The 11,446-nt window shown below is 69.8% G+C and carries 8 protein-coding genes; 4 read left to right on the top strand and 4 right to left on the bottom strand.

The genetic code is table 11. The features are described 5' to 3' along the window. Positions 1–612 precede the first annotated feature (612 nt). Both ACYVOM_RS29440 and ACYVOM_RS29435 read left to right on the top strand, forming a co-directional pair. Positions 613–2,724 (top strand): ricin-type beta-trefoil lectin domain protein, encoded by a 2,112-nt coding sequence (locus tag ACYVOM_RS29440; RefSeq protein WP_460306796.1) that lies wholly within the window; start codon positions 613–615, stop codon positions 2,722–2,724. Between the two features lie 89 nt (positions 2,725–2,813). Then, entirely contained in the window at positions 2,814–3,347 is a 534-nt protein-coding gene (locus ACYVOM_RS29435) for a hypothetical protein (RefSeq protein WP_460306795.1), read from the top strand. On the opposite strand, the gene ACYVOM_RS29430 is transcribed toward ACYVOM_RS29435, so the two are convergent. From ACYVOM_RS29430 to ACYVOM_RS29420, 3 genes are all read right to left on the bottom strand, one after another. After that, a complete protein-coding gene (locus ACYVOM_RS29430; protein ID WP_460306794.1) occupies positions 3,267–4,403 on the bottom strand; it encodes a hypothetical protein in 1,137 nt (378 codons plus the stop codon). The two genes, ACYVOM_RS29435 and ACYVOM_RS29430, sit on opposite strands and share 81 nt — an antisense overlap. A 54-nt stretch (positions 4,404–4,457) precedes the next feature. Further along, a complete protein-coding gene (locus ACYVOM_RS29425; protein ID WP_460306793.1) occupies positions 4,458–6,263 on the bottom strand; it encodes a hydroxysqualene dehydroxylase in 1,806 nt (601 codons plus the stop codon). A gap of 128 nt (positions 6,264–6,391) precedes the next feature. After that, positions 6,392–7,003 carry a TetR/AcrR family transcriptional regulator gene (locus ACYVOM_RS29420; protein ID WP_460306792.1) on the bottom strand — a complete coding sequence of 204 codons (612 nt, stop codon included), beginning with the start codon at positions 7,001–7,003 and terminating at the stop codon, positions 6,392–6,394. Positions 7,004–7,078: 75 nt separating this feature from the next. Here ACYVOM_RS29420 and ACYVOM_RS29415 point away from each other — a divergent pair, with 75 nt between their 5' ends. Beyond that, positions 7,079–8,545 carry a flavin-containing monooxygenase gene (locus ACYVOM_RS29415; RefSeq protein WP_460306791.1) on the top strand — a complete coding sequence of 489 codons (1,467 nt, stop codon included), beginning with the start codon at positions 7,079–7,081 and terminating at the stop codon, positions 8,543–8,545. Between the two features lie 30 nt (positions 8,546–8,575). Further along, complete coding sequence (locus tag ACYVOM_RS29410; protein WP_460306790.1) at positions 8,576–9,889, top strand: oxygenase MpaB family protein; 1,314 nt, start codon at positions 8,576–8,578, stop codon at positions 9,887–9,889. 36 nt (positions 9,890–9,925) lie between these two features. On the opposite strand, the gene ACYVOM_RS29405 is transcribed toward ACYVOM_RS29410, so the two are convergent. Further along, positions 9,926–11,323 carry an NAD(P)/FAD-dependent oxidoreductase gene (locus ACYVOM_RS29405; protein WP_460306789.1) on the bottom strand — a complete coding sequence of 466 codons (1,398 nt, stop codon included), beginning with the start codon at positions 11,321–11,323 and terminating at the stop codon, positions 9,926–9,928. Positions 11,324–11,446: the final 123 nt, after the last annotated feature.

Here is an 11,446-nt window from a genome sequence, read left to right as displayed (position 1 = left end):
TCGTGGAACGGGCTGAAGACGATCGGCACGTTCGCGTTCTTGATGTTCTGCGCGAGCGCCCTGCGGGAAGGCGCCGGCGTTCCAGATGGTGCGGGCCCAGTTCGCGTCGGGCAGGCCGCCCCAGCCGAAGAAGCTCTTGATCATGTTCGGCTTCATGCCGGTCTCGTTGGCCAGCGCGTTGCGGTCCGCGATCTGGTTGCGCGCCTGGTCGGTGAAGACCCCGAAGATGTCGCGCTTGGGCTAGGCCCTCCGCTCCCGAAGCTGTCCCCAGACCCAAAGTAGCCAAGCGCGTGATCGCGATTGCGGTTCGTGGTCAGCACACTGGTGCGAAAGAGGGCTGGTGGGTGCGAGGTGAGTGATATCCGAACTTTACCTTATCGTTTCCTTATAGTTACATAAAGGGGTCGTATTGTCCCTATTAAGTCCCACATGTACGATTTGCAACGTTCAATTCGTTCGTTTGCTGTTTCAGTCATGCACGTTCCGTGAAGTCTTCTTTACGAGAGATCGCACCTGAAAGCACGATCGTTCTCCTCTCCCGGTCGTTGACGACGGCCGAGACCCGTCCAGTGGAGTAGTCAGGTGCCATACCTTCAGCGCACGCTTGCGCTGGTGGTCGCTGCGATCACCGCAGTGGCCACTTTCGTCGCAGTGGAGACGATCTCTCCATCACCAGCGGAAGCAGCCGAGAACCCGACGGGGCAGTTCACTCCGCTGTGGGAGACGCCAGTTCTGGGGAACACGACCGTTCCCGCCAACGGCAAGATCGAGGTCCCGGTCCTGGGGCAGGGTGGGATCCCGGCTTCCGGTGTCAGCGCCGCCTCTCTGGCCTACACGGTTCGCAACATCACCGAGTTCGGCTGGCTCGAGGTCTACCCGACCGACCAGGCAGCGCCCAACCTCTCGACGCTGAGCTTCTATCCGGGCGAGCCTGTGACGAACGCCGACTACACCCGGCTCGGCGCGTCGGGCAAGGTCTACATCGCCAACCACAGCAACAGCCCGATCACCGTCTCGGTGACGACGGACGGCTACTTCGCCGACGGCGTCGTCACAGGGACGATCGTCAGCCGCAACGGCGGCCGCTGCGCCGACGCCGCAGGGAACAGCTCCGCGGACGGCACGGCCATCCAGCTGTACGACTGCATCCCCGGCCACGGCGCCCAGCAGATCACCCTGGCCGCCGATGGCACCCTGCGCATCTTCGGCAAGTGCATCGACATCACCGCCGGTGACTTCAACAACGGCACCAAGCTGCAGCTCTACACCTGCAACGGCAGCCCCGCCCAGCAGTGGGTCCCCCACTACGGCGACGGCACCATCGTCAACCCCGGCTCCGGCCGCTGCTTCGACGCCGCTGCCAACGGCACCGTTAACGGCACCCTCCTGCAGATCTGGGACTGCAACGGCAGCGCCGGCCAGTACTGGGACATCCCCCAGGCCGCCGGCGGCAAGACCGCCTACCAGCCGCTCCCGACCGACACGGTCTTCGACACTCGCTTCGGCACCGGAGTCCCGAGCCGCACGACACCGATCGCGGCCAACAGCGCACTCACCTTCGACGTTCACGGCCGGGTCGGCATCCCCTCGACCGCCGCCGAGGCCGGCGCGGTGGCGCTCAACGTCCTGGCGACCGGACAGACCGCTGACGGCACCCTCGGACTGCACCCCTCCGACGCCCCCGCAAGCTCGAGCGTCCTGGCGTTCAACACCGACGAGACCAACAGCGTCTTCACCATCGCCCAGATGTCGGGCACCGGCAAGCTCACCATCGAGAACAACAGCGCCGGCACCGTCCACGTGTCTGTGACCGTCCGCGGATACTTCACGTGGGCGAACACCGGTGACGCCGCCACCTACCGGCCTGCGAAGAACACCCCCCTGATGCTCGACACCCTGGCGGGGATCGGCACAGGGGGCGGAAACACCGCTGCGATAGAGCCCTACGCCTCGATCACCTTCAAGGCCATCGAGTCCTCGGTCATCGCCCCGGCAGTCGCCGCCGTCGCTCTGAACATCAATGTGCGGCGCGGCACCGCAAAGGGATGGCTGTCCGTTTCTTCAGCAGGGGAAGAAGACCCCGGACTGTCCAGCGTCAACTGGGACGCTGAGGAGTCGACGAGCGGATTCGATACGACCATCGCCGACGACGACGGCTACGTCACGTTCTACAACCGCAGCAGCGGCACCGTGCACCTCCAGGTCTCCACACGCGGCTACTTCATGTACGACCTCAGCGACTACTCGGCTACTCCCCCCACCGAGGAGGAGGACGGCGAGGTACTCGACCCCGTCACCGGCGAAGACTCCGAGGTCTCCGAGTCCGTCGATGCCGGCCGCGGGACATACGCTGTGAAGTGCACGATGACCGTGGAGAGCCCGCACTGGTCCAAGCTGTACAAGGGCGTCATCTACAAGAACCGCGTGACGTGCACCGGCTGGGGACGAACGAGCGTCAGCGTTTATGTGACTGGCAACCTGTCCTATGTCTATGGCGGCTCCAAGGGAAACTGTGCGGCCGGTCCGGCAACTACGGTCGCCCGCTCCAAGCAGAGCCAGCAGGTTCCGGTGAACGGCGGTCCCAAGACGTTCTACACTCCGCTCAGCAAGAAGGTCACGGCTGCGGGCACGTATTACGGGTCCAGCACCTTCCAGATCACGAGCCCCCAGAGGACCAGTATTAAGACTGTCAAGCCCAAGTGCGCCTACGCAAAGGCGCCCTAGAATAACGACAGCGCCGCTCATGCCCCGAATCCGGGGCATGAGCGGCCCTCGCGGTTTAGCTCGAGCGCGACGACGGACGGGTGGATAAATTGACAGACATCATCCGCATCGAGTCCTTCAGGTCTTATTTCTGGGGACGTGATTCCGAGGGAGACTGGGACCGCACGTCCGACGAGTACCAGATCACCGGAGGATCCCTGGTCGGGGCCGTGAACTGGTGCCTGGCCAAGGCCAGGGAAGCACATTCGTTCTACACCTTCTATGCGACCTACCGGCCCCCCCGGCGGAGCCTGGTCCTGCTGAAGTTGGACGGCGACGACGTCCCCTACCTGGAAATCCTTGATAAGTACCCAAAGGAGCCCGACCTGGAGCCCGTTTTCTTCGATTCCTTGAACACGGGCGAAGTCGAAGGCGTCGACCCAACCAAAATTACGACTGAGGGTGTCGCACAAGATTTCCTGATCGTCTTCCAGGACGGTACGCAGACATCCCGTCAAGGCGGGATCATCTCCATGCTCCGCGATCTGGGCACCGAAGAAATTCTAAGAATCCACACGATTTATGCCGTCGGAGAAGACGGATTTCTTGTCGATCTCGGGCCGGTATTGGCAGGCAAATTTTGAGGGTCTGATGGGCCCGCGAGGCGGCTGACTTTGGAATCGACATCCTGGCGTCAGCTCCACACCCCAGGTCTCACAGAAGCTGGTCATTTCTGCGAGACACGCACAGTCGTCACCATCACCCACAGCTACTTTGGGGCTGGGGACAGCTTCGGGAGCGGGGGGCCGGCTAGATGTACTTGTTGACCTTGACGACGCCCGGCGCGGGGGCGCGGGCTCGTGGCGGGGCATCACGCCGATGGCCGCCGCGGCCGAGGCGAGTCCTGCGACCATCAGGGTCGTGCGGGCCGGCCCGTCCGGGCGGGCGGTCAGCAGGGCGGCGGTGAGCAGGTGGGCCTTGGCCGTGGTGGTGGCGACGAGGCCGACGAGGGCGAGGCGGCGGCGTTGCAGGGCGATCTGGAGCTGGGCCAAGGCCAGAGCGGCCGCCGCGAGGAAGAGGTAGGGCTGCGGTGACGACACCAGCCGCCCCGGGTCGGTCCACCGGTCGGCCATGCCCTTGAGCATCAACTCGGCCGTACCGGTGAGGAGGCCGACGCTGATCGCGAGGGCCACCCCGTTCAGGGGGCGGCGGTGGGCGCCCTTGCGGAAGAGGTCGCCGAGGGGGACCGCGAGCGCGGGGATCAGCAGGGACGGGATCGCGATCACGGTGACCGCGGTGGTGGAGGGACCGGCCCCGTCGCCCCGGGAGTGGGCGGCCGCGAGGGCGACGAGGCCGGTGGACACGGCCAGGAGCGGCACCGCGCACCACTCCCGAGGGGTCAGGCGCTCGCCCCGGACCGCCAGGGCGAGCACGAGCAGGACCACGAGGCCGGAGAGCAGCGACGGGTAGGCCGCGGCGAGGCTAAGCCCGGAGAGGGCGGTGACCTGGGCCGCGGCTCCCGTCAGCAGGATCACCGCGCCGGCCGTCCAGCGGGGGTCCGCGGCGAGGGCGGCGGCGAGGCGGAGCGGGTGCGTTCCGCGCAGGACGGGCATGTCGTCCGCCGTCGTCTTCAGGCAGTGCAGGCCGAGGAAGTAGACGGACGTGGACAGGGCGGCCAGTGAGTGGTCCAGCAGGGGCATGGGGCCTCCCGCCGCGCGCGGCCCGGTGCGGTCGGGCCGCGCGCGGCCGCCGGGTCAGGGCTTGTAGGGGTCGAGGATGTCGAAGGCGTTGGGCTTGCCCTGGGCGTAGCGGGCGTCGTCCTGGTTGAAGAAGACGTCGAACGCGGGCGGCTGCCAGAGGTCCTGGAGGGTGGCCTTGGCCCCGCCGGAGGAGGTGGCGTCGATGATGGCGTTGGCGGCCTTGCGGCCCGCCTCGTTGGCGCCTTCCATGGTGGCGAGGTTGATGCCGGCGCGGACGTAGTCGGCGGCCAGGAAGAGGTTCGGGAGCTTCGTGGCGGACTCGGGCCTGAAGTTCCAGGAGCTGGGGCTGTTGATGAGCAGGGGCTCGTCGTTGGCGGCCTGGGAGGTGGCCAGGCCGGTGATGGCCGGGTCGATGAAGTAGGAGTGGACGTTGGAGTCGGTCAGGCGCAGGCCGCCCCAGGGGATGGCCTTGCGGAGCTGGGCGAGGATCTCCTCGATGATCTGGGTGGGCGTGCACTCCTTGGCGGTCTTGTTGTAGAGGATGCCTTTGCGGTCCCAGGCGGACAGGTCGATGGACAGGCAGTCCTTGGCGGTGCCGTCGCCGTAGGTCCGGGCGAAGTCCTTCGCCCAGAACTGGGCCTGGCTGATCGACGTGAGCGCCCACGGCTGCCCGGCGTAGGCGACGTGGCCCTCACCGAGGTCGACGGGCTTCTTCAGGTAGATCATGATGCCGTTCATCCAGTCCGTGGTCAGCTGCTGGAGCGAGCGCAGGCCCGGGTCGACGGCGAGGATGTCGTTGTTCAGCAGCGGCACGGCCCGCTCCAGCGGCACGGCGAGGACGTAGTGGTCGGCGTCGACGGGCTCGCTTCCGTTGAGGACGGCCCCGGAGATCTGCCCGTTCGCGACCTTCAGCTCGGTGAGGGTCTTGCCGCTCTGGAAGGTGACGCCGAGGGTGCGCAGGTGCGCCATCCACGGGTCGATGAGCGCCTCGTTGGTGGGGGCGTTGAGGAGGCGGTCGGGGGCGCCGTAGCCGCCGAGGCCGAGGGTGGAGTACACCCAGGCCTCGGCCATGAGGCCCATCGTGTGGGCGTTGGCCTTGTCGGGCTTGGCGGCGACGAGGGTGCTGGTGAACATCTCCACCAGGAGCTCCTGGTAGCGGGCGGACTTGCCCTCGACCTTCACGAAGTCGGCGAAGCTCATGTTCTCCCACTGCTTGAGCCGCCGCTGCGGCCCGCTGGTGACGAACACGATCATCTTCTCCAGGAAGAAGGCGACCTCTCCGGCCGGGACGTTGCCGATCACCTTCACCGCGGTGTTCAGGAACGTGAGCAGGGAGTCCGGGCTGAGGGTGCCGAGGATGCTGCCGCGCGCGGGCAGCACCAGCTTCGTGCCGCCGTAGTAGGCCGAGACCTCCTTGCCGTCGACGAAGTTGTCCTTGAGCGTGCCGCCGCCGGGCCGCGGCACCCGGGCCATCGTCTCGGGCAGGTTCTGGTAGAAGCCGGGGAAGAACCGGAACCCGTGCTCGGCCGGGAGGTCCTGGCGGCCTCCGGTGGCGGTGCCGGCGAACGGCATGCTGCGGCACTTGCCGCCCCAGGCCTTGCGCTCGTAGACCGTCACCTGGAAGCCGCGTTCGGCCAGCTCGTGGGCGACGGTCAGGCCGCCCATGCCGCCGCCGAAGACGGCGACGCGCTTGCCGGGGGCCGCGGCGCGGCTGCCGCGGGACGACGCGGCGGCCGGGGACGGGCCCCCGAAGGCCAGCCCCGCCGCGCCTGCGGCGGCCAGCGAGCCCGTGACGAACCCGCGCCGTCCGATCGGGGTGGTTGCGCCCTTGTCCGCGCCGGAGGTGGTGCTGTCCTCCATGGTCGCTCCTCTGCTGGGGGGTGGCGGTAACCGACAGAGGTGTCGGTTACCGGGGTCCCCCACTATGAGAAGGCGGCGGCGCGGCCGTCAAGGGCCCGCGAGCGCAGGGACGGCGTCCGCATCCGGCCTCAGGAACGCGGCTCCAGTCCCGCCCAGACGAGCCACATGACGCCCTCCACGAGCGACTGCCTGGGCGTGTCCGGCTTGCGCTCCCACCACCGCGACACCCCGTCGAGCCCGCTGATGATGAACTCGACCATCGCCTCGACGGCCGGCTCGTCGGGGTCGACGCCGATCGCGCGCATGTCCGAGGCGAGCATCCCCGCCACCGCCCGCAGCCGGGCCTCGCGGATGCCCTGGTGCACCGTGGTGATCTCCGGATCGTCCTGGATGACCAGGTCGAACAGCACTTTCCGGGATCTGGGCCTGGTCTCGGCGAAGCTGAAGTACGCGTCGACGGTCGCCCGCATCCGCTCGCGCGGCGAGCCCGAGGCGGTGATGCGGGAGGCCACGAACTCGACGAGCTTGGCGTTCTCCTCGTGCAGGACCGCCAGGAGCAGCACCCGCTTGGACGGGAAGTGGTCGTACATCACCGTGCGGGAGACGCCCGCCGCCTTGGCGATGTCTCCCAGCGAGGTCGCTTCGTACCCCTTGACCGCGAAGCTCTCCAGCGCCGCGGCCGTGATGAGCGCGCGGCGCTCCGTCGCGCGCATCCGGGTCCGGGGTGAGGACTCTGTCACTGCTCTCCTTCGTGTGTTAACGTCGCGACAACCGACACCAGTGTCGGTAAATCTATCTCAGTCGTGGGGGACCACATGGGACGTCATGAGCTGTCCATCGGGATAGTCGGCAGCGGCTTCAGCGGCATCGGCCTGGCGATCGGGCTGAAGCGCGCGGGCTTCTCCGACCTCACCATCCTGGAGCGCGCCGCGGGACCCGGGGGCGTATGGCGGGACAACACCTATCCCGGCGCCGCCTGCGACGCCCCTTCGCATCTGTACTCCTACTCGTTCGCGCCGAACCCCGACTGGAGCCGCCGCTTCGCCGAGCAGCCGGAGATCCTCGCCTACCTGGAAGACTGCGCCGACTCCTACGGGCTGGCCCGGCACTTCCGGTTCAGGGCCGAGGTCACGGACGCGGTGTTCGACGCCGACACCGGCCGCTGGACGGTGCACACCGCAGACGGCGGTCTCGCCCGGTTCGACCTCCTCATCAGCGCCTGCGGCCAGCTCTCCAATCCCGCGGTCCCGCCCATCCCCGGCATGGCCGACTTCGGCGGCGCGCTCTTCCACTCCGCCCGCTGGGACCACGGCGCCGACCTCACCGGTCGTGTCGCCGTCGTCGGCAACGGCGCCAGCGCCATCCAGTTCGTCCCCCTCCTCACCGGGAGCGCGGCGAAGATCACGATCTTCCAGCGGGAGAGCCACTGGATCAGCCGCAAGCCCGACCGGGTCTACCCTGCCGCGCGCAAGGCGCTCAACCGCAGGCTGCCGCTCCTCCAGAAGCTCTCCCGCCTCGGGATCTTCCTCTGGTTCGAACTGCTGCTCAACCCCGCGCTCGTCGCACGCGCGCACCGGTTCGCGCTCTCCCTGCACATCCGCGCCCTCTGCCTGTTCGCGCTGCGGTCCGTCGCCGACCGCGACCTGCGCCGCCGCCTCACCCCGACGTACGAGCCGGGGTGCAAGCGCATCCTCACCTCCAGCGAGTACTACGCCGCGCTCAACCGGCCGCACGTGCACGTCGTCGACTCGCCGATCACCGCGATCGAACCCGGCGGCCTGCGCACCGCCGACGGGCGGCGGCACACCGCGGACGCCGTCATCCTCGCCACAGGGTTCCGCGCGCAGGACTTCGTGGCCCCCATGCGCATCACCGGCCTGCACGGCCGGGAGCTGACCGCGGTGTGGAAGTCGGGGGCGCGGGCGCACCTGGGCCTGGCCGTCCCTGGCTTCCCCAACTTCTTCCTCATGTACGGGCCGAACACCAACGTGGGATCTGGCTCGATCGTGCACATGCTGGAGAGCCAGATCGCCTACATCGTCCAGGCCGCCGAGCTGCTGCGCGACGGCGTCCACACGATGGAGGCGCGCGAGGACGTCCTGGACGCCTTCGACGCCGAGACCCAGGGGCGGCTCGCCGGGACCGTGTGGAACGCGGGCGGCTGCGACAGCTGGTACCTCGACCCGACCCGGCGCAACACCAACAACTGGCCCGGCTCCATGACGTCCTACCGCCGCCGGACCCGCTTCCTGAACCCCCGCGACTACCGCCTCACCCGCTGACCGCCGTTTCTCCCGCCCCCCGGAGCGCCGATGCCGACCGAGCACCCCTTCGACCACCACCGGCCGGGCGGTGCGCTGCGCCCCCGCCCCGAGGCGGCCCGGCCGTCCGCGCTCTGGATGACCCCGCAGCACCGCCGGATGTTCTCCCCCTGGATCCCGCTGGGCCCCTCCCCCGAGCCGACGCCGCTCACCGCGCTGTTCGACGACCACCGCTGGCAGGGCGACGAGCTGATGGACGCCGTCGTCGGGGCCTTCGCCGAGATCGGCATGGCCCGCGGCCGGCGCATGCTGGAGCAGGCCCTGGACGAGGGGATCGACGCGGTCGCCGACGCCCCGCCCGAACTCGTCGCGCTGTTCGCCCACCTCGACGCCCCGCCGGACTGGTTCGACGCGGCCCGGTACGAGCGGGGTCGCCGCCTGTGGATCAACGCCTCGCTGGCCGGCAAGCTCACCATGCTCTTCAGCGACGCCATGGGCACGTTCGTCGGCGCCGAGGTCTCCTCCGCGACGGGCCAGACCCGCAGGTTCCTCGCCGACTTCCGGCGCCGGGAGTTCGAGACCGCGGCCTGGTTCCACCAGGTGACCCGGCCCGGCGGAGCGGGCCGCCACTCGCCGGTCTTCAAGGACGTCGTCCGGGTGCGGCTCATGCACGCCCAGGCGCGGCTCGCGCTGCGCCGCGTCCGGGGCCGGGAGCACTTCGGCGGGCACGGCGACCCGATCTCCAACGCCATGACGATGGGCGCGGCGGTCACGTTCGGCCTGTTCCCCGTGCTGTTCGACCACTCCCGCGGCAGGCGGATGGCCACCGAGGACCTCGACGACGTCATGCTGTACTGGGCCTACATCGCCCATCTCCTGGGCGTCGCCGACGCGCTCGTCCCGCGCCGCGCCGTCGACGGGCTGCACCTGGCCCACCACATGATCCGCACGGCGGGCGGCCCTACCCGCTGGACCGCCGAGACAGTCAACGCCGCCTGCGCGCACGTGCTGAGCCGCCGCCCGCTGCGGCGAAGGCTCCAGATCAGGGCGCTGGAGCCGGTCTTCGGCCTGATCTCCGCACTCGTGGGCGAGTCCCTGGTGCGGGCCCTTCTGCGGGACTCGCCGCTGGCCGGGATACGGCTCCAGCCCTGGCAGCGGCTCGCCGAGGCCGCCGCGCGGCTCAACGTCTCCGCGCGGCGCATCGGCGACCTGCTCCCCGGAGCCGAGGCCCGCAGCGTGCGCCGGGCCGCGGAAGGCGACCCGTGGCAGCGGCTCGCCGTGCGCTCGGCGGGCAGGCTCGCCCGCCGCGCGGGCGTGACCGGCACGCCCTACGACCACCACGACGGCAGCGTCCCCGCCCGATGAGGGCGTCGCCCGGGGGCGGCCCCGGGCGACGCCGGATCAGGCGGCGCCGTCGGCCGACACGGTCTCGCGCAGCGGGACCACCTCGGCGAGTCGGGGCGGGGTGGTGCGGGAGGAGCCGCGGCGCAGGACGCGGAAGAGGGTGCGCGGGGAGAACAGGCTCTGCGGGGGCTTCACCAGATTGCTCACCTGGAGGAACGCGTTGCCGACCGCCGCGTCGTGCTGGGCCGCGACGTGGACCCGGGCGACGTAGGCGTTGAGAACGCGGACCTTCGGGGTGCGGTCGCCCTCGATGTGGGCGAAGCGCAGGTCGGCGCCGACGGCCATGTCCCACGGCACGTCGATGACCTTCGAGGCGGCCGGGAAGAACCTGCGGGCGAGGCCCCTGAGCCCGGGGCGCAGCGCGTCGCGGAGCGCGACCGCCTCGCACGCCGCGATCGTCATGCCCTGCCCGTAGGACGGGTTGAACTGACACAGCGCGTCGCCGATGACGGCGTAGCCCTCGGGGAACGAGCGCAGCCGCTCGTAGCGGCGGCGGACGCTGGTCGGGATGCGCATGAGCCGCGGCGGGCCGAGGGGCTCCAGCTGGGAGACCAGCCGGGAGATCTCGCGGACCGGCAGCCGCTCGGCGAACCGGTTGTAGGCCTCGGGGTCGGCCGAAGGGATGTCGCTGCCCATGCCGAGCACGGTGATCAGCCAGCGGTCGTCCTCGGCCCGGATCGCGAAGCCGCCGCGCGGCGTGGCGGTGGAGTGCGCGCAGAGGATCGCGGTGGCGGCGGCGTCGCCGGGGTGGCCGCGGAACTCGCGGGTCACGTAGACCAGCCCGGAGTCCACCCGCTCCTCGGCCGGGGCCTCGTGGCCGAGTTCGCGCAGCCACACCGCGCCCCGGTTGCCGCGCCCGGAGGCGTTGACCACGAGGTCGGCCGCGATCGCGGTCTCCGTGCTCTCACCGACCGGGACGAACCGAACCCCGCCTACGCCGTCCTCGCCCGGCAGCAGCCCGGTGACCTCGCGGCGGGAGAGGATCTCGACGTTCGGCAGCGCGGCGACGCGGGCGCGCACCCGGTTCTCCAGCATCGGCCGGCTGACCGCGAGGGCCTGCAGGTCGGACGGTGCGGGGAGCATCCGGTGCCCGTCGTTGTACCAGACGCAGTCGTCCTGCGCGTCGCACAGGACCGCGCCGCGCTCGACCAGCTCGGCGGTGAATCCGGGGAAGAACTCCTCGAGGATCTCGCGGCCGCGCGCGAGGAGGCCGTGCGAGTGGTGGCCCTGCGGGACGCCCTTGCGGGGCGCGCCGCTCGCGCCGAACTCGTCGCGATCCAGGACGGTCACCTTGGTGAACTCGTCGCTGAGCACCCGCGCGGCCAGCAGCCCCGCGATGCTCCCCCCGATCACGACGGCGTGCTCGCCGCGTCCGCCGTGCCTGCTGCCCGTCATGTCGTTCCCTTCGTCTGGCGCTCCGCGCGCCGCCCGTGTGCGGTCCTGCGGGCCGCGCCCCCGCGCGCCCTCGAACCTGTGCCCCTTGAGGATGCAGGCGGGTCCTTGCCGTTCTCTTGAAGT

The organism is Actinocorallia aurea, assembly GCF_054783995.1.
The sequence above is the reverse complement of the archived record's forward strand: the minus strand, read 5'-3'. Positions and strand labels throughout refer to the sequence as shown.